Source organism: Rhodococcus sp. KBS0724 (genome assembly GCF_005938745.2).
Classification (GTDB): Bacteria; Actinomycetota; Actinomycetes; order Mycobacteriales; family Mycobacteriaceae; genus Rhodococcus_F.
In genome coordinates this window covers 469,379-490,908 of sequence record NZ_VCBX02000002.1, presented here as the reverse complement: position 1 = coordinate 490,908, position 21,530 = coordinate 469,379, and the positions used below count along the sequence as shown (strand labels likewise).

General features: G+C 58.5%; 16 protein-coding genes. 7 read left to right on the top strand and 9 right to left on the bottom strand.

What is annotated here, in order from left to right; all coding sequences use genetic code 11:
- The first annotated feature begins 648 nt into the window (after positions 1-648).
- From FFI94_RS33120 to FFI94_RS33110, 3 genes are all read left to right on the top strand, one after another.
- Positions 649-1,713 (top strand): hypothetical protein, encoded by a 1,065-nt coding sequence (locus FFI94_RS33120; protein ID WP_138874081.1) that lies wholly within the window; start codon positions 649-651, stop codon positions 1,711-1,713.
- Positions 1,714-1,829: 116 nt separating this feature from the next.
- Positions 1,830-2,090 (top strand): helix-turn-helix domain-containing protein, encoded by a 261-nt coding sequence (locus FFI94_RS33115; protein WP_185993507.1) that lies wholly within the window; start codon positions 1,830-1,832, stop codon positions 2,088-2,090.
- 16 nt (positions 2,091-2,106) lie between these two features.
- A complete protein-coding gene (locus FFI94_RS33110) occupies positions 2,107-2,613 on the top strand; it encodes an IS3 family transposase (protein ID WP_138874079.1) in 507 nt (168 codons plus the stop codon).
- Positions 2,614-3,225: 612 nt separating this feature from the next.
- Here the strand turns inward: FFI94_RS33110 and FFI94_RS33105 are convergent.
- From FFI94_RS33105 to FFI94_RS33075, 7 genes are all read right to left on the bottom strand, one after another.
- Positions 3,226-3,804, bottom strand: coding sequence for a DDE-type integrase/transposase/recombinase (locus tag FFI94_RS33105; protein ID WP_138870639.1), 579 nt, complete (start codon positions 3,802-3,804; stop codon positions 3,226-3,228).
- 278 nt (positions 3,805-4,082) lie between these two features.
- Positions 4,083-4,499 carry a transposase gene (locus tag FFI94_RS33100; protein WP_185993334.1) on the bottom strand — a complete coding sequence of 139 codons (417 nt, stop codon included), beginning with the start codon at positions 4,497-4,499 and terminating at the stop codon, positions 4,083-4,085.
- Positions 4,500-4,676: 177 nt separating this feature from the next.
- Positions 4,677-5,030: a hypothetical protein gene (locus FFI94_RS33095; protein WP_144298317.1), complete on the bottom strand. Its 354-nt coding sequence runs from the start codon at positions 5,028-5,030 to the stop codon at positions 4,677-4,679.
- A gap of 716 nt (positions 5,031-5,746) precedes the next feature.
- Positions 5,747-6,298: a hypothetical protein gene (locus FFI94_RS33090; protein ID WP_138874074.1), complete on the bottom strand. Its 552-nt coding sequence runs from the start codon at positions 6,296-6,298 to the stop codon at positions 5,747-5,749.
- 452 nt (positions 6,299-6,750) lie between these two features.
- A complete protein-coding gene (locus FFI94_RS33085; protein WP_138874073.1) occupies positions 6,751-7,365 on the bottom strand; it encodes a DUF2510 domain-containing protein in 615 nt (204 codons plus the stop codon).
- 336 nt (positions 7,366-7,701) lie between these two features.
- Entirely contained in the window at positions 7,702-9,540 is a 1,839-nt protein-coding gene (locus tag FFI94_RS33080) for an alpha/beta hydrolase (RefSeq protein ID WP_138874072.1), read from the bottom strand.
- A 796-nt stretch (positions 9,541-10,336) separates the two neighbouring features.
- Positions 10,337-11,110 (bottom strand): hypothetical protein, encoded by a 774-nt coding sequence (locus FFI94_RS33075; protein WP_138874071.1) that lies wholly within the window; start codon positions 11,108-11,110, stop codon positions 10,337-10,339.
- Positions 11,111-12,090: 980 nt separating this feature from the next.
- Here FFI94_RS33075 and FFI94_RS33070 point away from each other — a divergent pair.
- Positions 12,091-12,837: an MptD family putative ECF transporter S component gene (locus FFI94_RS33070; protein ID WP_138874048.1), complete on the top strand. Its 747-nt coding sequence runs from the start codon at positions 12,091-12,093 to the stop codon at positions 12,835-12,837.
- Between the two features lie 284 nt (positions 12,838-13,121).
- Here the strand turns inward: FFI94_RS33070 and FFI94_RS33065 are convergent, their stop codons facing one another.
- Positions 13,122-14,069, bottom strand: coding sequence for a hypothetical protein (locus tag FFI94_RS33065; RefSeq protein WP_144298316.1), 948 nt, complete (start codon positions 14,067-14,069; stop codon positions 13,122-13,124).
- 790 nt (positions 14,070-14,859) lie between these two features.
- Between FFI94_RS33065 and FFI94_RS33060 the strand changes: the two genes are divergently transcribed.
- The 3 genes from FFI94_RS33060 (at position 14,860) to FFI94_RS33050 (ending at position 18,210) form a co-directional block, all read left to right on the top strand.
- A complete protein-coding gene (locus tag FFI94_RS33060) occupies positions 14,860-16,257 on the top strand; it encodes a tetratricopeptide repeat protein (protein WP_138874068.1) in 1,398 nt (465 codons plus the stop codon).
- Positions 16,258-16,496: 239 nt separating this feature from the next.
- Positions 16,497-17,633 (top strand): RES domain-containing protein, encoded by a 1,137-nt coding sequence (locus tag FFI94_RS33055; protein WP_185993506.1) that lies wholly within the window; start codon positions 16,497-16,499, stop codon positions 17,631-17,633.
- A gap of 208 nt (positions 17,634-17,841) precedes the next feature.
- Entirely contained in the window at positions 17,842-18,210 is a 369-nt protein-coding gene (locus FFI94_RS33050; RefSeq protein ID WP_144298315.1) for a hypothetical protein, read from the top strand.
- A gap of 23 nt (positions 18,211-18,233) precedes the next feature.
- Here FFI94_RS33050 and FFI94_RS33045 read toward each other — a convergent pair whose 3' ends face one another.
- Positions 18,234-21,527 (bottom strand): SNF2-related protein, encoded by a 3,294-nt coding sequence (locus FFI94_RS33045; protein ID WP_138874065.1) that lies wholly within the window; start codon positions 21,525-21,527, stop codon positions 18,234-18,236.
- Positions 21,528-21,530 lie beyond the last annotated feature (3 nt).

Sequence of the window (21,530 nt, the reverse complement as noted above, 5' to 3'; positions counted from 1 at the left end):
ATCGGGAACGGAAGAGGGACGCTGCGCGCCCCTCCGGGGAGCCGCTGCGCGGCTCGTGGTGGGTCCAGTCAGGCTGCCGTCGATCGAGTCGCTGCGCGCCTCTAAATTCTTGAATTCGCGTTCTCACCAGTAGATTTGATCGTATCTGTGACTTCGGTACCCGGGACCCGAACGAGGCTGGGGAGTTGCGGGGGGCGGCACGGAACCACGCTCTCTCGCGTCTGTCAATCATCGTCGTCATGCTCTCAATCATACAGGGCGCACCCCAAAATCGCAATACAACTCGAAAATGCGAAATACCGAAAAACTAAGCACCACAACAATATTAGATCCTCAACAAAACATCCATGTGCAGAACAACCGAAACCAGCACTACACCAATCAAACACCCAAAGTTTATGCAACACAACAACATTCAAAAACACCCAAAAACCGGTCCCCAACACACCCCGCAACAACCGAGCGAACCCCGCGACACTCCCCCACCACCGAACCCGAACACACCCCGCCGGCCCCACACCTTCCACCCCGCCGGCACCTACCGCACAGCTGATCCCCCAGCGCGACACACATTGCCCTCGATCAAGTGGAACTCCGGCGAAATGGGGAATACAACCGTGCGACTGACGAACCGGGCAGAATGAATGTGTGAATCAGGTACAACTGCAGAACCTTCCACGAAGCGCCCGCACGTTAAAGCATTTCTTTCGAATCTCAGGAGCTTTGATCGGTTTGGTGACTGTTCTCACACCTGGATGGTGGCAGTTTGCTGTCGACCATCCGATGACAGCACTCGGACAGCATCCGGCCGCGCTCGTTGCGATTCTAGGGAGTTTCGCGTGGGTGAGCTGGATTTCAGGCCGGCAGTGGCTTGCTACTTACACAAGCTGGCACCGCAAGCAGGAGAGAGTGAAGAGCGAAGTGGCGATACGCCTAGCCGACGCGCAACAGGACGCTGACAGGAGAGTCACACAGGCCGAGAGCGCGGGCTGCTCCCGGGTTAAGGAAGCTGAACGAGAGGGGAACCGGCGCGTCGACTGGGTCCAGAGCGAAGGAGAGCGTCTGGTAGCGGACGTCAAGCGTGAAGCCGACATCCGGGTCTATGAGGCTTCCGCGAATGTTGAAACCGAAGCCGCAATCAAAGCGCGGGCTGCTTTAGACCAACTATGGGTAGCAACCACCAGAATTCACGAGCTCGAAGCGAAAGAGCATGAGCTGCTGGAGCAGCTTGCAAAACCTGATGCCGATGACCAACGACTCTTCGACAAGATTCTCACCGAGCTTCCGGAAGACCATGGCCGACTTGGCTGGCTTTACATCGGGAGGTTCGCGGGAAAGTCATGGAAGCAGAGTGACATGCGCAAGATCAGTGACTTCACTGATGCCTATGCCAACCAGACTTTTCGGAACCCTGTTGTGCAGGCCACGTGGACCAACCTTTGGGACGCACTCAATGCCTTTTGGCGAAAGGCACAAGGAGAGACAACCAGCGACGACATACCGATCGGCGATGGCGATTACTTCTGCGAAATCAAACAACAGCATGAGCGCGACGAGACATCACCAACATACGACCAGACTGCCGAGGAACTCGTGAACATGAAGGATGAGATCTTCAGAGCCCGTGACCAATTCATCGCCGCCGGAATAGAAAAGAGATTTAGCCGCCAAGTGCTAATCGACGCCATCGCTCCCCCACCACCAATCGTTTGAGCACTGCCCAAAAGGGCCGAACACCACCCGCCAGTGGTGCCCGGATCGAACATGGATTTGGTGTGAACGACGGTTGAACCTGGTTCTTGCCCACATTCGAGTTGAAACTTGATGTGGTGCAGCGTTTCCTTGCTGGCGAGACGAGGATCGAACTCGCCAAAGAACTCGGTTTGTCCTCGCCGAAGGCGATCGACGTGTGGTTGCGGAAGCATCGCGACGAGGGCGAGGACGGCTTACGTTCTAAACGGAGAAGTCGAACACCGGAACCCGCCGAATCCGAGACCGGTGAGCGCAGTGAGTTGAAGCAACTGCAAGCGGAGAACAAGCGATTGCGGGCGACGCGGAGGTCGCATACCTGGGGAAACTGCGCGCCTTGAGGGCACCGGAACGACGGTGAAGGTTCGTGCCGTGGTCTACCTCAAGGCTCAACACCGCCTCGACATGCTGCTCGAAGTTTCCAGGCTTGCCTGGTCAACATTCTTCTATCACCAAACCCTCCTGAGCAATCGCGATCCACATGCCGAACTAAACGCCGCAATCACAGCGGCGTTCAGAAGCAACCACGGCCGCTATAGGTATCGCCGCATCCACCTTGTGCTGGTTCACGCAGGGTGGCAGGTAACGAATGAAACCGTGCTCACACTCATCCCTGCGCTCGGGTTGATCTGTCGCGTGCGGCAGAAGAAGAAGTGCAACTCCTACCGAACCGAGGTCGGCAAGGTCGCACCGAATGTGCTCGATCGCAACTTCTCCGCCAGCGCGCCGAATCAAAAGTGGGTCAACGACGTAACCGAATTCTGTGTCGGTAATCAGAAGCTGTATCTCTCGCCCCTGATGGACCTGTTCGACCGAGAAGATCAATCTCCTACTCGGTCCGCACGTCACCGAACCTGCAGCTGACCAACAGTCACCTGCACGCCGCGATCGCATCCCTCAGTGATGGGAGAATACCAATATTACACTCGGACAGGAGATTTCAATACTATCACCTGCCCTGACGGCGTCTGATCGCCGATCCCGTTGCGACCCCGTCGATGTCGAGGGACGGCAACTGCTTCGACAACACCGTGATCGAGAATTTCTTCGACCACCTCAAATGAGAGGTCTTCACCACGTCCGATATCTCAATATCGATGCGCTGGCTACGGCGCTGGACGAGTACATCCACTAGTACGACCACGAACGCATCTCAACAAATCTCGAGGGCCTGAGCCCGGTGCAATACTGAACCCAGACCCTCGCCGCCGAGACTCCTATTTCGCCAGTCCAACTTCCGGGGACCACTTCACACGCGGTGAGGTGCTTCTTGGCCGTGTGCTCTCTGGAACGTTGCCGAACGCTATGTGTCAAGTCAAGTGAGACAGCGACGTTCAGTTGATTTGCGATTCGGCAACAGGTTCGTTGATGAAGAATACGGTCGGCATCACGGGGTGGACACGGCCGGCGTGAAACCGTGCCGGATTCGCGACGTAGGCCTCGTTCAAGGTGATCTGCCGGGCTTCGTCGACCGCGTCAGCGGCCGGCGAAGTGCACCGACGCCGGAGTGTGCCAGGCAATTCCCGAATGACGGTGAATGTGGTTGTACTCGTTGAAGAATCCCTCCAGGAATACTCGTGCATCCTCCAGTGATGCAAACGATTTCGGGAAATCGTGCAAATACTTCAGAGTCTTGAACTGAGCTTCCGAAAATGGATTATCGTTTGAGACCCGAGGTCGTGAATGTGACCGGATGATGCCGAGGTTGCTGAGAAGTTCGGACACCAGTCCGGAAGTCATCGAGGTGCCACGGTCAGCGTGGACGGTGTGTGGGGCGATGCCGTTCCGGTCGATCGCTTCCTCGATGAATTCGGCTGCCAGTTCGGCACTTTCGTGCGCAGCCACAATCCACGACGGGTTGTACCGGGAATAGATGTCGATGAGTACGTACAGGTGAAACCACACGCCCTTGGTGGGCCCGCGGAGTTTGGTGATATCCCAGGTCCAGACCTGTGAAGGTCCGTCGGCGAGGAGCTCGGGGATCGCTTTCGGTGGATGTGTCGCTGTTCGTCGGCGTTCACGGTTTTGTCCGGCCGCGGCGGCGATGCGATACATGCTCGACACCGAACACCAGTAGTTTCCCTCGTCGAGTTCCCGGGCCCATATCTGGCATATGGCCAGGTCAGCGTTCTTGTCGCTGTTGATGACGGATAGAACCTGAGCGCGCTCGGACGCGGTGAGTGCCTGGCCGTTGTCGGGGACTGTCCTCGGTTTCTTGGGGCCCAGGACGGGTGGTTGCTGCTGCCGGTAGTGGGTGGCGCGGGCTCGTCCGATCAGGATGCAGGATCGTCTGGTGGGGATTTCGGCGGCCCTGAGGTCGCTGAAGGTGCTGTTCAGGGCGTCTTCGGTAAGGGCGGTGTGTCCGTGCTCTCGGAGATGGATTCCAAGAGCACGTGAAGTTTTCCCATGATCTCGAGCGCGGCCTCCGTCTGCGTCAATTGCTTTGCCAGACGGGCATTTTCGCGCGTCAGGCGGGCCATTTCCTTACGTGTCGCGGCGTCGTTGTCGGGATTGGTCGCAGCTTTCGGTCGAGACTTCCCGGCGGCTGTAGTTCTGGCTTGCGCCCATTCTCGGAGTTGGGATTGGTACAAACCTTCGCGGCGTAGGACTGCGGATTTTTCGCCGTGTGGGGCGCTGTTGTATTCGTCGAGGATGTTGTTGCGGTATTCGGTGGTGAATGTTCGGCGGGTCGGTTTCGGTGCGGGATCTACTGGCGGATCTGGTGTTGTCGTGGGGTTTGGGCTGGTCATCGGTGGTGCTCGTTTCATGCCCTCAGTGAGTGATCTCGGTTGCCTCCGAGTGTCTCACTAAATCCTGACAGTGAGGGGAACCCGGCAAAAGTCAGGTCAGCTGTACCGCCTTCGAGGCCGCCACCTGTGAGCCTCAGTCAGTCTGGCAACCGAAGCACAACCAGCGTGGCAGCGCATTCAGTTCGACGACTGCGGCTCTCCGGTCCGCCTGACAGTTCCCTGGGCAATAGGCTTCCGAGGACGCCAGTCAACGCCAGTGCCTCGCCAGTAACCGTCGCAGTCCGCTTCGATCTCAGATTTCAGCTCTTCCAGTTGGGCGTAGATAACTTGCTCGGCCTTGGTCAGACCCGATCCCTTCATCTGTTCCCTGAAGGCGTCGATCTTCTCCTGGATACGGCGCAGAGCAATGCCGGCGGCGCTTGTGAAGCCCCGCAGGCGCTGGTCGTCGCCGTGAGCACTCCGTTCCTGTTGAAGGGACTCCCGCACGCCGTCCAGGATGGACCGGCCCGCCTGCTGACTGGGGTTATTCACGACTGCCTCTCGTCCGATGTGGCTGTGAGGTTCCAGTCTATGAGAGACATCCCTCGTGGCTCGGGCAAAGGATAGCGGACAGCCTCGCGGGGTCACGCCAGCAAATCCTTCGTGTGCGTACACACCGTCATCCGGTGTACATCGAACCTCCGCGAGATCGAGACCAAGCTCTCCCCGTTGGCCCGAACAGTTCGGATAGAGTCCACTTCACTCTGCGTCAGGGGGCGGTTGCTGAGCTGATCGACCATTGCCTCGATCGCGTCGTCGGAGACGGTGTTGAAGTTAGTGCCCTTCGGGTATGCGAACGACGGTCCATTCCTGACGGACGGAAACCAGACCACGCCGATGTACTCATTGTGTAAGGGACCGGGGACATCACTAGAACGCGAGGCTTGTTCCTGACTTTGCGTGGACGTCCCTCTCCTGCTGCAACTTTCGACAGAGCGCGAGAGGCCCGGCCGGCACCCATATACCCGAATCGAAAACCCAGGGACATGTCATCACCGCAGTTCACAAGCCCGCAACACAACAACTCCCCTACACGAACCTGTGATCTCGCCCAGTTCCCCAACAACAACGAGTGGGAATCGTAAATGAGGAAGCGAGGAACGACGACGGCTGGTGACAGCATCAGTCTCGCTCTCACGGTCCAGCCACCTGCGGCCGGACCGCTGTCGTTCGACAGGATCAACTCGCAACTGTTCAGCTGGCACGAGCTACCTGAACAGTTGCGGATTGGTCAGCTCGAGAATCTTGAAGACCACGGAAAGCACGAGAACCACAGCGATTACCCCGAGTACCCACCGAACAGCCGGAAACAAAACCAACACCCCGACCAAAGCCGCGACTGCAGCCAAAACGACGACCGCCCAGATCGCCTGCGTCTTCCACCGCTCCGACGGCTTACGCCGGTACATCGCTGCAGCCCGTTTCGAAGCCGGTGAGATCGGGCCGTCGTTCTGGAACTCGAACAAAGCAATGTTCGTGGCGTTAGCAAATGACTGGGCTTCCTTCGTGTAGCCACCCCAGGCGAAGTGAATCCATCGATCCTTAGCCTTCTTCACATACACGTCCTTGTACACGGTCTGAAGCTGCCAGCCACTGACAGGATCGGTCTGCACAGTTCCTCTACCAACGACTCCCTTACCGTCTATGTGGAAGAGGTCGTCCGTCTTTCCTCGACGAGTGCTCACTCTCTCGAAGCCCATGTCAGTCATGTGGTGAATGACCCACTCGTACATGTCGCGTCGACTGATCGCAGGCTTCATGGCAACTCCAGATATCGAGGCGGATAACCGCCGAATGTTAGCCGATCCGCGCGGACGGTCTATTCGGGACGTTAGGCGCTGCTATCGGCATCGACGATCACCACGGTCGCAGTGGCGGTGTACGCGCTGCCTGGTCGCTGCCGTCGAATACATCGAGCACCACACGACGACCCAACCCGACATCAGCGCCTACGACCTCGCTTTCCGGACCCTTGGAAAGATCGACTGGCTACGTGCCCAAAGCCGCGACAGCATCGCCGCCTGCGCGGCGTCCTGCTGGCACACAGAAGTTGCCCCGTACTCGGATTGGACGGACACCTGTCGCGGATTCGACTCTGGCGCAAATAGGCTGAAGCCCTATATCGCGCCGAAACCCGATTCGATCACTCACACCGAAAATGACAAGCCGAAGTAACAGGTTGCCCCGGCGATCGCGGCATGGCGGCAAGAATTCAGGGTTTACCGAGACCGTAGGTGAACTCTCCCGAACTCCAGTTCATTGTCGCGTGGTACTTGTACCCGCTCATGGTGCCGTCACCGTTGTCTTCGTTGGCTGCAAAGCAGTCGAACACCGTCGTGGTTTCAGTCAGATCATCCGTGGAACCGCCCCCTACCGGGGAACACGACACCGAAATAATCGGGCCGTCCATGATCCCTTTCGTAACGTGCTCTTCGGCCATCGTCTTGACATTGCTCTCGATATTTTCCACCGCTAATGTGCGCCGCGCGCGCTCGCCGGCGTCCTTGCTTTCCTTCGCTGCCCGCTCGGCTTCAAGCCGCGTGGCTTCTTCGTCGGCAGCCAGTTGGATCGCTGCAGCTGCAGCATCCTGCTCCGCTCTCACGTTCGCGTCATGCGATAGTTTCCAGGTCGTTCCACCGCCGACAGCCAGGAGAACGACCGCTGCGATGGCGATCAGAACTTTCTTCGAGGGACGTTTACGTGGAGAACTCGCCTGGTTCGCATCAGGTTCCGGCAAGGCCAACCATTTCGACCCGTCCCAATACCGTTGACCGCCAGCTGGATCTGGATACCACCCCGCAGGTATGTGATCAGGTTGTTCAGGCATCGTCGTACTCCTTCTATTCAAAGACTATTTCCGCCTAACCCCATTGACATACGCGGCAACAAAGGCGAAAACGGTGAAATAGGTGTTACCGGCAGTCCAGACCGTAACTCGATCAGCTCCGCCGCTAAAACCCACAGATAGAGACAGTTACCGACAACTGTCCCGTTTAAAATAGCAAGCCGGGATAATCTTCTCCGCTCCGCCCGAGAGGACCACCGACTGAGATCACCGCTGAAGACAGTGTCAGCTCGCCTGCGTTGCTGCCTCCGATTTAGAAAAGCACTCGAAGTGGGAGAAGTGGTGCTCGCGTTGGAGGCCGCTTGATCAGTAACCGGTTCAAGTCAACGCCGAGAAGTCGATCAGTTCCTTGTCGGTCGAGGACAGTTCCTTGTCTACAAGGGCCTTCTCCGCGGTCGCTGATTCGATGGCTCGCGGCGCCAATCCTCGATCGAGCATGAATGCCATCAGTTTCGTGATTGTCGACTTCGCCGCCTGCAACTGACTCAACTGCCCGGACTTCGGATCGCTGAACGCCGTCAGGCGGTTGATCCGTGCGGAGAGTTTCGTCTCGACATCCGCCAATTGGTACCACAGTGATTCGTCGTAGGGGAGTCCGAGCATTTTGTGTGCATGTTCGGTGGATACTCGCAGGATCAACGTGGTGGAATCTGTGATCGGCTGATCGGGGGCGCCGCCACCTGCGGCCGCTGTAGCGGCGACCGCGGCGCCAGTCGAGGCCAAACCGCCGAGCATCGCGAGACCGCCGACCATCCCGCCAGGCCCGAATGCTGCAAGGCCACCGGTGATTGCAGCAGCTCCGAATGCCGTTGCCGGCGCAGCCATTGCGAGCCCGACCGGTCCTGCCGCCACCAAGGCGAGGCCGACTGCGGCTGTGATCACCCGGCCCCAGGGGACGCCGCCGCGGCTGTCCAGGCATTTCTGGACGTCTTCGAGGGCGGTGCTCACTGTCTTTCCGAGCTGACGAACGAATCCGAGTTCGACGGCGATGTCGGCGAGTGCGTCGCGGGGGGCGTTGCCGATTTCGAGTTCATATGGATCGATGATGTTGGTCAGCGCGAGCACTACCAACTCGCCGACCACTTCGTGTATCTCCCATCGATGCGGGATCATCGGGAGGTGACCGCTGGCCAGTTGCTGTAGTTCGACGGCGACGGGTTGTCCGGCCGCTGACGCGGCCTGCTCTATTTGAGCGACGATGTTGTCCTGGACGATGTCGAGGGCATGCCCGTAGCGTTCGGCCAGCTCGTTGTCTTTGACGTTGCGGCGGACCGCGTGTGCGTAGTGCAGCATCAACAACATCGAGGCCTGGTTGTCATTGAGACGAACCGCGATATCCGATGTGCGGATTGCTACTTCCTTCGAGGGATACAGGACGTCTGCGACTAGCATGGCGAGGGCGCGATGCCCGAGATACGCCCCGGAGGCATGGGATGCCCCATTGTCGATGACAAAATCCTGGGCGCCGGGGAAGGTGGTCGCCAGCCCCCTGCCGCCGGTGACAACGTCACGGACATCGAGGAAGTTCGACCAGTCGTCGACCCGGCCATACGGAAACTTCTTGAGAAGTCGCTCACTGCCATCGTGCACGGCCTGCACGTTCGCCGGGCTACCGATGGTGATGAACCTGCGGACATGGACATTTTCAGGAAGGTGGTCGAGTAGGTCGATCGCGATGACGCTGCCCAGGCTGTGGCCGATGAGGATGATCTCGCCGGAGGTGGGCAGATGATCGAGAATGTGCCGCAGGATCGCTCCCCTGACGGGTTCCTCCCGAACGTACTTGCGCACTTGCCGCAGCTCGAAGAGTGGTAGCGCTCCAATCGCGGCCTCCTGAAGTGGAGCGAGAACCTGCCCGGGAATAATGTTGAAACCGAAGGTGCGAACCCCACCTTCGAGACCCACCTTCCGCTGGACTTTCGCCTGACGCCGCTCGAAGCTGCGGCGACTGGCCGAGTCGTCGTGTGGCTTGTACGTCACCGGCGGCAACTTCTCACCATTGCCAGCTGTTTTGAGGAACGAGCTGTAGTGAGGTGCGATGACCGTATCCCGATTGACCGCGCCGAAACCTGCCTGTTCGAGACCACGGTCGAGACCGTCGAGCCAACTCGATTTCGGATCGCCGTCACCGATTCCGTGCAGAAAAACAATCTTCACAACCAAGTCCCTCTCGAAGGTCGAAACATGACATCGCCACCACAATTACTGCTATTCGCTACAAAAATTCGATAACGATGAGCACCTCCAAAAAATCTGGAACAGGTGCTCTGCAGTTAACTTCGCAATACCGTACCGATCAGCACCGACACCGCCGCACCCAGCGGGCAGAAACGCAACCGCAACGTCGAAAACGGTGTCGACAACTCGACTGTTCACGACAGCTTGATTCGATAGCCGTACTCAAAAAAGCCGGCCCAGATCCATTGCGGATATCTACGTATTCCACGATGCCGGAGATAACTATGTCCGCCTTGTACGAAGTGATGACTCAGCCAACGGGTTACTGCGAAGCGCCTCTACACGATCAGCAAAAACTTGGAGGAGTCCGTCGCCGCGATCTCTGAAAGCCAGCGACGGAGAGGTTATCAATTGAGGTGAATGACACGTCGTCCGCCTTCATATCTGATTGGTCGAACGTTATTCCTGGCAACGATTCGGTTGTTTCTCATACTTTTCCGCACGTCGCAGTTCAGCGGAAGATTCTTCGAGGTCGGCGTGGCTGATTGCACGACCTATCCAGAATGCAGCTAACACGCCGACGATAATCCAAACGGCGACAATTCCGACAATCCACCACATAGCTGAGAGTGTGCCACATGCCATTCGGCTTTGTTGGACCACCGTTCAGATTGGTCACCAGCACCCGGGTCACTCGGCACGCACGCGGCGCCCGCCCTCCGAGAGGAAGGTGGGCGCCGTGCGTCGTTCTGGTTTGTCAGTCGTTCTGGCGTTATCAGCTGGCCGAGAGGCTGCCTAAGATGTTGCCCAGGCTGCCGAACGGGCTGGCAGGCTCGTCCTTCAGCGCGAAGTTCGTGATGCAGCCGTTGAACTTCACGGCGTCCACGTTCGTCGTGGTGCCGATGTCGCCGCGTCCGACGCTCACACCATAGTGCTCAATGGTCGCGTCGGGGTTGCCCGCGATGATGTCGTCGAGATCGGACGGAACGTTCCGGGGCGCACCTTCGATGTTGCGGGTGCTGGTCCACTTGCCGTTCTGGATGTTGGTGTGTGTTCCGCCGGCGGAGGTATCAACGGAGTCGTTTCCGTTTGCTACCCAGTACAGCGTCGCGAAGCCGTTCTCGCCCTCGGCGTCGTTGGTGGTGCCGGTCAGACGCAACTGGAACGAAGTCTGCGACGTGGCGGCCTTCTCGGCGAAACCGATCTCGTTCTTGAGGGCGTCAGCGAGCGGGATCGAACCGGCGGAGTGGTACGACACCGAACGGTTGTCGGGCGAGGCCGCGGTGATCTTCAGGTTCAGCGAACCATCCGTATCGAAAACCTTGGTGTCCGAATAGAAAGCAAGCTGATTCTTCTCGTCGTCGAACGGAATGCCCCAGCCGTTGGGGGTTGCCTCTGTCGACAATGCCGAGCAGGTGAACCCCGCAGCGGGGGCATCGGAAGATCCGAGTGAGCCGGTGGTCGCTCCGGCAAGTGCCGGTGCGGTCAGCGCTGCTGCGCCTACGAGAGCAAAAGCGAGACCGAGACGACGCGTGAAATTGCGGGACATGTAAGTACCTTTCACCAATTACGGGGGGGAATTACGACAAAAGGTAACACATGAATTTGGTGAAAATTCTGACTCGGAAAATCCTTTGTCATTCATGTGAATGACTCATGTACCTGGATACCAAGAAAATGTACATCCCCCAAAAGCATGAATTCATTCGAACAATTACGACTGCGTATAACGGCAATCTAATGTACATAAAAATATTACGTCACACTGCACTGACCAGCGAAAAGAAAGCACACCAGGATCTGGCAGGTCGAACAAATTCGGACTCTTAGGATATCCGATCTCATCATTTAGGTCGGTACCTGTTATCGAAAGTACACGACAAAGAGATTTTTATGATCATTTTCAGCTGAAGTCGCCAGCTGTTGTGGATACGGACGTTTCCAACCCTCCCGTTTCAGGAGTTTGATGCTTCACGGAAAGCGATTTTCCTGCCAGCACTTACCGCACCCGTTGCCCGGGCACCGCAGGTCCAGAACCCTGCTCACCCCCTCTCCGTGCACCACCGCCGCACCGGACCCGCAAGATCACCGTGGTAGAGCCATACGCCGTGAGCGCTGATCTCCCACGGAAACCGGAAACCCCGTGTGTATATGGACGAGACCCCCAGATCATCCAGATCAGCCATTTCCAACAATGTGACAGTGCCCCACTGAGGATTCGCCGCTGTGCGGATGTCGTTCACATCCAGGGGGTGTTTTCGTATTTGTCACTGGTGTCTGCTTATATCTGAGAAAGCAATTCGAGCATCCACCTCAAAAATGGGTCCATTTCGGAAATGGGACAGCCGCAGGGCGGATGCGCCACACACTCGGATTAGCCAAGCAACAACCCACTGTGCGCGGATGGATTCACCACCCGACAGGCACATGACTCTGATGAAGGACCTGACTATGACCATGCCGCCGCCCGGACCCCCCCTGGGTCCTCCCCCCGGTTATGCCCCTTACCCCCCGACGCCCGAGCAGCCGGTGAAACAGAAGAACACCATCGGCTTGATCGCCGTCATCACCGCGGCGGTCGGCTTCGTCTTCGCATGCATTCCCGGTGCCCTCATCGTCGGATGGATCCTGCTCCCGATCGCCTTCGTCCTCGGCATCGTGGGGCTATGCCAATCCGGCAAGGTCAAAGGCACAAGCATTGCCGCGGTCATCGTCGCGATCGTTGGCACCCTTGTCGGTTTCATCGTCTTCTTCGCCGTGGTCACAGATGCTGTTGACGAAGCGTTCAGCGAATCAGACCTATCGGCAGCCGAACCCAATTCAACCGGCGGGTCCGTTACGAGCGGCGATAGCCAAACCGCCGCTGGCAGCCGGGAGAACCCCCTTCCCATCGGCGCGATGGTCACCAACGACGATTGGGACATCGTCCTCGGCACTCCACGCGAGGCCGGCAGTGAGGTCAGCGCCGAAAACCAGTTCAACGACTCTCCGAAGCCGGGAATGGAATTCTGGATCGTGCCGGTCACAGCGACCTACACCGGTGATGACACCGGGACCGCCTGGATCGACCTGAGGATCAAGTTCGTCGGCTCGGACAACAAGGCGTACGGCGACAGATGCGGCGTCATCCCCGATGATCTCAGTGACGTGGACGAGGTCTACCCCGGAGGCATCGCGGAGGGGAACACCTGCGTTGCTGTTCCGGCCGGAGCCGACGGGCTGTGGTCGGTATCTGCAGGGTTCACGGGTAGCCCCAGCTTCTTCACCACCAACTGACCCCGCGTTCCACAATTCTCTGTGTTCGGCCCGAAGCCACGCCAGGCTTCGGGCCGAACGCATTTGGTGTGACGCCGCGGACCCAGCCACCAAACCCGGGACCCGGCGGATCACCTCTTCGCAGTTGGTGCCGGTGAGCGGCAAGCGGCGTGTGAGAAAAACCGGAAAAGAGTCGCCGCTGACTTCCCGCTCCGAAAATAGAAGATCCGGAACAACGGGCATTGACAGCCTGAATGAGGAAATCACGCAGTGCCTACGGTAACCGACCCCTGCGCTGTCCCCCACTACTCATACACGACCGCAACCTGCCACGAACATGACGGCCGCACCCGCATGTAGGCGACTGCCGGGCCAGTCTCCGTCCTGACCCTCGACGATCCTGAATTCGACGAGGGCCCCTGTCCGAAGGTCGATCCGGATGAAAACCCGACGCCTTGCTCGTACCCGACTCGAACCTCACTTCCATTGGTCATCACCGACTTCGTGTCGATGTATCCATCGACTTCACTATCGTCGGAGCACGCCACCTCGAAGTCGATGTGCCAGGAGCTTGCGGCCGTAAAGCGAAGCTCGCCATAACCGCTTCCCTGTCCTGTCAGAGGCCCTGTTGGATAATCAGCAGCAAGAACCCGCGGCGCAGTCGGCGCGGGGGTTGAGCGCATCGAAGTTGTGGACGGGACCCCAGGTCGAGGTTGAGCGGTGACACCTAGATTGGGATCCAGCATCGGCCCGCGGTATTCGAGCATCGGTTCACTCGCGATAAGTCGGTTGTTCGACGCGATACCAAGTCCGCCCGACGAGACCGTATACGTCATATCGCCGTTCCAAGCACTGAAGGCGTACCCGTCGTTGCGGGTATCGGCCACGCTGACTGTGGCCCCGTCAGCGAGTCGTACAGCGCGATACTCGTAGCCCGACCCAGATGTCTCGCAGATCACCACGAGCGACTGCGCGGTGCGGCCAACTGCAGCCGCGTGTTCTCCCTCGCCGCACCGAGCGTGAGTTCCCACGAATCCGCTGGCGTCTATCACCGCGGAACCCAGAACCACAGGAGATTGATCGCCGCTGTCTTCCGCCATCGCTGAAGTCTTTGTCGCCACAACCTCATCGGATGCCGTGGGCGCGGCCACTGTCGAAGTTCCGGCTTCGTCCACACGCAAGTACGCAATTGTCACGGCAACCAATACAATGACAAGGACGCCAATTACTCCGCCGGCTGCGTACAGAGCCATCGGCCGACGGCGACCTGTAGTTGCCCTTCCGGCGGCTTCCAGATCCACGAAAGGCGACGGTTCGGGTGAATTCGGAAGAATCAATGGAGTAGCTCCTGATCTGGCACTAGCGGGGATATCCTGTCGTATCGGGCCCTCGTTCTGGAACTCGAACAGAGCACTTCCCTTGGCGTTAGCAAATGATTGCGCGTCCTTCGCGTAGCCACCCCAGGCGAAGTGAACCCGCCGATCCTTAACCTTCTTCAAATACACATCCTTGTGCACTGCCTGAAGTTGCCCAGCCGTTCACCGGAGCAGTCTGCACAGTTCCTCTAACAACGACTCCCTTACCGTCCATGTGAAAGAGGTCGTCCGTCTTTCCTCGACGAGTACTCACTTTCTCTCGAAGCCCATGTCAGTCATGTGGTGAATGACCCACTCGTACATCTCACGTCGACTGATCGCAGACTTCATGGCAGTTCCAGACATCGAGGCGGATAACCGCCGAATGTTAGCCGATCCGCGCGGCCGGTCCCTTCGAGAAGGTAGTGCTGCTACTGGCATCGACGATCGCCACGATCGCAGTGGCGGTGTTCGCGCTGCCTGGGTTCGAGACGATCGCATACGCCGCAACACGGTGATCAGGTAACTGACACGCGTCCAAGACAACCGACGGCCGTAAAGCCAACGACCAACGCAGCTCATTGGACGCCTCGGGAACAGTTTCGGAATCGAATGCAAAGATACGTTCGTAGTCGAACGCGGAGATGCCGGCGCGTCCTGTCCCGGCGCAGGACCGGACAGGCCTTTCATGGCAAGGAAATTCACCCGTCGCTTCGACCCTGACGGCCCACGCAACTCCGAAGCCGAAATCAGCGAATACGACCAGATCACCCGATCACCGGTCGTCGACCCGAACATCGCCGACTGGTCACCCCAGTGGACGGTCGACCCGCATATCGCCGACATGAACGCCACTGAGGCAGAGCACGCGCGCGCGACACCGCGCCCTTCCACGGGGCCTGTGATGACCGTGGTGGGCGGCAGCAAGCACGAGATCTACCACATTGCGGCATCGTGCAGCGTCCTCACTAAAGACCTCGCTCTGGCACGACGCGGAGATGTGAACGCACAGGTCGCTTCCAAGAGCTTGTCCGCCGCACGCCGAACAGGCCTCGCCTGCATCGTGTGCCTGCCTGAGGTTGCACTCTCGCGTGGCGACAACGCTCAGATGAAGTCGTGCACCGTCACCACCGATACCGGTCAACGCCGCGGGACCCTCTTGCACTGGCGCCGCGATGACCGGAACCAATGGTGGGGCCTGGTTGTCTACAACGGCACCACCGGGGAATGTGACGTAGTACCTGCGGACAGGTTACGCGAGCGCATCGCGGCACCAACACCGGGCGCGCCCCAGACGCCGTCCAAAAGCACTGCTGTGCAAGCAAACCTACACACAGGCTCAGGCTGGTCGGCCCCACACGACCTCGCAACTGCTCGTCGCTACCACCAGCGGAGCGCCACCGCCGGCAACACCGACTCGATGCGCGAACTCGCGCTCCTCCTCGCCTACCGAACAAACCCGCCCGACCTCACCGGCGCTCGCCACTGGTGGGAGCTGGCCGCCGCCGACGGCGACCCGAACGCTATGTTTCACCTCGCTCGCCTCCACGCCACTCTGCTAGATCCCCCAGACCTCGCCGGTGCGCGCTACTGGTACGAACGCGCAGCCACAAATGGTGATGTCGGTGCGATGCTCGAACTCGGCAGCCTTCTCGTCGACCAGCTCGATGAATCCGATGTCGAGGCGGCGATCCACTGGTGGGAAAAGGCGTCGGCGACCGGTGACTACCCATCCATGATCGAGCTGGGACTGCTGCTCGGATTCAGACTTGTACGCCCGGACTACGACCGGGCCCGTCTCTGGTTGACCAGAGCCGCCGAAGCTGGATACCTGTTCGCGATGGTCAATCTCGGAATCCTGCTCGCCTTCTGCGCGGAGCCACCCGATATCGACAGCGGCCGCCAGTGGTTGACACGGGCCGCCACCGCAGGGATCCCCGAAGCAATGACCCGACTCGGCTTGCTCCTCGCCTACCGCATAGACCCGCCAGATCCCGAGAGTGCCCGTCGTTGGTTCGAATTAGCCTCCAAGGCCGGCGATACCAACGCCAGAAGGTACCTCCAGGAACTCACCACCCGCTCCTGACATTTCCGGCGATCGAGCTGACGCTGGGCCCCTGTCGACGGGCAGGACGAGCATTTTCAGAGAACGCCATCGCAAAGAACGATCAACACTGCTGCTGGCGCTGTCGCATTCGCAATGCGCTACTACTTCCACCTCGAGCAATCGGTTGAGGGCGCGTATGCCACATTTGTTCCATGACATGTATTGATCCACCGGGAGAATCCGACTGGGCAAGTATCGCGTCCGTTTGCATCAAATGTATGGGGAAGCCAATCATCGATTCTGCACGCGGGGTAGCGCGAGACGCTGAATACGAGGACGAAGACAACCCGATCTTCGAATCGTGCTCGTTCTGCAATAACGAAGTTGACCCCGGCGGGGATAATGTAGCGATCGCATTCGATCGCTACATGGAACTTATACTCAATAGCCTACATTGGATCTACGCTCTTGGTTCAGAGGTAGGAAACCCGCCGACCGGGGGTGGAGACGGCCTTGAGTGGTTTTCAACCACGGAAGTAGCCGAGGAACATTGCTGGGGAGCGGTCGCCCAAGGAAACGTCGACTTGTTCCGGGCGATCGAAGGGTCACTTCCCACCGACTACTGGACGTACAAAAATTTTGGATGGGATAAAGTTGAGCTTCCATTTAGTTGGAAGAGATTCAACGATCTCGCGTTGAACCCTTCCCCGCTCTCATATGACCCTGATTCGTTGATTCTCTCACCAGTTAGGCTCATGGCGAAAATCCTCAACTACATTGCCTTCGACTACGACTCCCTTCTTAGAGTCATCAAACCTGGCACAAGAATCTGGCGTGCACGAACGCACTCGGACGAGGTCCCGTACTTCGCGGCCACTGGTGCAGAACTGGGTTCCGCACCCGCCGAGCATGCCAAAGCGAACCGCATGAGCCGCGAAGGCGAATCCATGTTCTACGGGGCCGACGAACTCGCGACAGCCTTAGTTGAGATTGGATATTCCGAGGATCGCTACGCGACAGCTGGCCAGTTCACGCCCACCCGAGACTTACTCGTCTTAGATCTGACTTCAATTGACTATGCCCCCAGCATATTTTCCCTCGCCGAACGCCGTGATTTTTACCCTATCGACTTCCTGCATCGCTTCTCTTACGATCTCAGCAAGCCGATAGGGGTAAATCCTGAGATTGGATACCTTCCGACTCAACTGGTCACCAAAAGTGTCAGGGAGTACGAGGTCGAAAAGATAGACGGCATCCGCTTCAATAGCAGTAAGCCAGGTTGCACCGCAAACTATATTCTCTTTTTCACGAACAACGACTGCAGGGATTCCGGAAACTGTGTTCTTCGTCTGGATGTAGCTTCCGTTCGCAGCGGCCTCGTTCTGACTGAACCAGATCGCAGCGTCGTGCATTAGTACGATCTTCACGCGGCCGTGATCCCAGTTTGACGTTCAGGCTGCGGAGCTGGACAACCGGGCTCAATCGATCATCACGCGCTCACAGTGTGGGCTCTGATGCGTTGGTATGTGATGCACTGGGTGCCCCATCTCGTTGACGACGCTGGGGAGGTGTCCTCCACCACTCAACTGTTCCCCAACCTGAATGAACCGCCGTCGTCCGTCGATGGGCATGATCGAGAAGGAGCCAGCACACCAGAATCCAGCAGATGATCGCAGAAAGCAGAAACACGTTCGCACCAGTCGCCCGGTGATCGCCACCGATCAAGAAGGAAAGTACCGCTACTGCACCAAAAACCCCCAAGGCGATCGCAATCATCATTCGAGTGACTTTCCGGATCCCCGGATAAGGAAGTGCGTGGGCGAGTACCCGCGCCTCGATACTGCGCTGCAACGCTTCGCGGCTATTGAAGTCGTCCGGCATAGTCATGAGCAGCTCGATGTCAGCGCGGATCGACGCCCGTTCATCTCGATTGCCGAGCCGTGTCGAGACATATCCGCCGACCGCGGTCAGTATGGGCACCGCAACACCTAGTACGAGAGTTACGACTGCTGCGTTCATGCGTCCCTCGAAGGGAGAAGTGACTCAAATTCGGGCGTTCCGTAGGTGAGCAGCGTGACACCGTCCAGGCTTTCGTCGCTGACCTTACGATCGAAGGTAACCAGCACCACCTCTTTACCTGCCCGCCGATCGTCCGTGTAGGACGCCGCAGAAGCTGTGCCCGAGTTGATGTTGAACGAGCTGGACGCCACTGGTACCGGTGGCGCAAGCCGATACACCGCGTCCGGCCCTTCGACCAGGGTGAGATGCGGCCCGGTTAGCCGGTTGGTGGTAAGCACCCTCTTTAGATCTTCGAGACTTGTGTCGCCACACAACTCGGGTGGTTCTTCGATATGCCCGATGACCTCGGGCGAGGCACCGAGATCCCCTTTCTGGATCGCGTTGCTGTTGAGGTTCTCTACCTCCCCTTTGAGCGCGTCGACCTTCTGTTCGATCGTCTCGTTGCTGGCCTCTCCGAGCGCGAGTTGTTCGATGGCCTTCTCTAGGTTGGCGAGGACAGGGGCTGCGTCACCGATGATGTCGGTGAAATCTCCGTAGTCCTCGAGGATTCCCTCGTAGACGCGCTGTTCAACGGTGTCTGCGTAGAAGTAGTTCGTGACAACGATGTCCTTGAAGGACGCGCCGATACGATCAACGCGGCCGATGCGCTGCTCGACACGCATGAGATTCCAGGGCATGTCGTAGTTGATGAGCCTGCCAGACGTTTGCAGGTTAAGGCCCTCACTCATGGAATCGGTGCCGATGAGCACGGTCAGATCACCGCCGCGGAATTGGTCCTTGATGACAGCTTTGCTGACTTCCGACCAACTCTGGTCGGTGTCGTTGTATATCTGTCCACCACGGCCGGAATAACAGCCTATTTTGGTGATTCCTGCTGCGATCAGGCGTTCGCGTACGTAGTCCATCGTGTCGGTGTACTGGGTGAATACAACCAAGCTGTCGTAGGTCAGAAGTGCCTGGTTTACGTCGGTAACCAGTCGTGTCGCCTTACTGTCCTCTCCGGTGATCTTATTCAAGTCGTTGAGGAATAACCGGAGTTCGTGGATCTCATCCTGGAGGCGGCTAGCCGATCCTTCGAGGGTTTCGGGATCGAACAGGGAGTCTTCGACGTCGATGTTGTCATCGTCAGAGAGAAGGTCGACCAGGCTCTTCCCCTGCTCGAGTACGTCGAGACGCCGTGTGAGGGATTTCTTGATCGCCTCGAACGACGAGGTGAGGCGACGACGGTAGACGGTCATGATGAATCCGAGCGCTTGGCTGGACTGGTCCGTCTTGTACGAATTGTAGTGGCGCCGAATGTATTCCTCGATCCGGTCGTACAGCTTGCGTTCATCCGGTGCGAGCTGGATGAACGCGTCGTTGACGTGCCGTGTTGGGATAACGACCTCGTCACCGATGATCCCCGCAGCCTGATATTCCCTCAAGGTAGTACGGGTGTTTCTGAACACCCTGTCTCGCATCGGGTTGTGACGGCGCAGCCATTTATCCATCCATTCGGAAGCCTCGTTCGGCATCTGTAAACGTGCTTCCAAGGACGGCGGATTCGCGTCCAATCCGGACACCGCCCATGCACCGACAAAACCGAGCGCTGTGTTGACTTGTTCTTCGAGGTGCTGGTCGCGATCGGCGTTCGGGTCCGCGAAGTAGTCGGCCAGCATCTCGCACTGGAGTTTCCAGCTGCGTGATCGAGGATCATGGCGGAACCGCTCGAAGTACTCGAGGAAGTTCGATGCCGACACCGCCCACCTCCCATTCAATCCGAGCAGAGAGATCAGGTCCCACGCTTCATGCTGATTCATCTGCATCGGGGTAGCGGATGCAAGGTACAGCGCCTGCCACATTTCTTTGTCGCGCATTTCCAGCAGCAGGCCGAGCAGCGAGTTCGGGGTGTCGCTCGGCTTCGATCCCCGACGCCGGGCGTGGTGAGCCTCGTCAACGAGTACAACGTCCCACGGTCCCGCCGCCAAGATGTCCTTCCGGCGGTCTTTCCGACGCGCGAGATGACTTGAGGCGAGCACGATCGGGAATGCCGACCACAGGTTCACCCCAGCTGGTACACGGACGGGTTCGTCATTTCGGTCGAGGAACTCACCCTTCTCGAGCCGTGGCACGTCGAGATTCATCTTCTCGTGCAGCTCTTCCTGCCACTGTCGCATCACTGACGCAGGAACGAGCAAAAGTGCCTTTCGCGCCTTTCCTGCCAAGAACAGTTCCCGTAGAACGAGACCTGCTTCGACGGTCTTACCTAACCCCACCTCGTCGGCGAACAGGTAACCACGCGGATAAGTGTCCACGACTCGGTCGATCAACCTCGCTTGGTGCGGTAGCGGCTTGACCTGAGCGGTACCTACCGCTGTGTACGGCGACGCCATTGGTTGGCCTACGAGATCGACGAGCTCGGCCCACGCCTCCTTCACATCCACCGGTTGTGCTTCCGGCGCGGACGGTTCGCCATCCTCCTCGAATTCCGAATCCGGCACTCCCGGCGGCAACGGCGGCGCAGCGGGTGCGTGCTCGATGAGGTGTTCGCGCACCGCTTGGGGTAGCGGAACGATCGCCCATCCTTCGTCCGGCTGGTCGTGCCAGTGCCGGTCGAAATCTCGAACGGATTCCTGTCCGTTCCACTCCCACACTGCGGGCATCCACGACGGGAACACGTCGAAGGTTTCGTGGTTCTCGACCCACGCTCGCACGGAGGCATTGTTCGATCCGTTGAAGGCAACCTTGTTCCCGTTCCGGTCGGTAAACACTCCATATTTCGTATGGAAGTATTTGCCAGATTCCTGATAGGACAGAAGCTTTCCATCAAGTTTTGGCACTCCCACTCGGATCTCGAGTCTGTCGTGGGCAACCATCCACGCGAGTACGCCCAGGTGCTCGTTTGCGACGATCTTCGTTCCCTCAAGCGAAGGGTCCGCGAGCATCCGAGCAGCCACGACATCACTCAGCGGCTGTCCAGACAGCACCGCTTGGACGTCATTTTCGTTCAGCTGGGCACCAACGATGAGCCGCATCCGGCCACCGTTGGCCAGGAACTGCGCGGTCCCCTGGGCTGCGAATTGCAGCTCGGCGGCCGACCAGTATCCGACCGCCCGGTCATAGGAGATCGCACGAGAGAGCATCGGTATATAGAACGTTTTCAGCGGTTGATCCCTAGGCGTGTATCGCGCCTTCAGACCAACAGCTTCGAACGAATCGGCGACATCGGGGAAATCGACCAGGGTTCCCTGGTGTTCCTGCCCGCTGCCGGAAATTTCACCCAGCAACGATTCCTGCGGTTCCGGCTTCATCGG

What these genes read in the sequence shown, in the direction of transcription:
- FFI94_RS33105 (WP_138870639.1), bottom strand. Translation starts at nt 3,804, where the DNA reads ATGTATCGCATCGCCGCCGCGGCCGGACAAAACCGTGAACGCCGACGA.
- FFI94_RS33100 (WP_185993334.1), bottom strand. Translation starts at nt 4,499, where the DNA reads ATGACCAGCCCAAACCCCACGACAACACCAGATCCGCCAGTAGATCCC.
- FFI94_RS33090 (WP_138874074.1), bottom strand. Translation starts at nt 6,298, where the DNA reads ATGAAGCCTGCGATCAGTCGACGCGACATGTACGAGTGGGTCATTCAC.
- FFI94_RS33085 (WP_138874073.1), bottom strand. Translation starts at nt 7,365, where the DNA reads ATGCCTGAACAACCTGATCACATACCTGCGGGGTGGTATCCAGATCCA.
- FFI94_RS33075 (WP_138874071.1), bottom strand. Translation starts at nt 11,110, where the DNA reads ATGTCCCGCAATTTCACGCGTCGTCTCGGTCTCGCTTTTGCTCTCGTA.
- FFI94_RS33065 (WP_144298316.1), bottom strand. Translation starts at nt 14,069, where the DNA reads ATGGCTCTGTACGCAGCCGGCGGAGTAATTGGCGTCCTTGTCATTGTA.
- FFI94_RS33060 (WP_138874068.1), top strand. Translation starts at nt 14,860, where the DNA reads ATGGCAAGGAAATTCACCCGTCGCTTCGACCCTGACGGCCCACGCAAC.
- FFI94_RS33055 (WP_185993506.1), top strand. Translation starts at nt 16,497, where the DNA reads ATGGGGAAGCCAATCATCGATTCTGCACGCGGGGTAGCGCGAGACGCT.
- FFI94_RS33050 (WP_144298315.1), top strand. Translation starts at nt 17,842, where the DNA reads ATGGGCATGATCGAGAAGGAGCCAGCACACCAGAATCCAGCAGATGAT.
- FFI94_RS33045 (WP_138874065.1), bottom strand. Translation starts at nt 21,527, where the DNA reads ATGAAGCCGGAACCGCAGGAATCGTTGCTGGGTGAAATTTCCGGCAGC.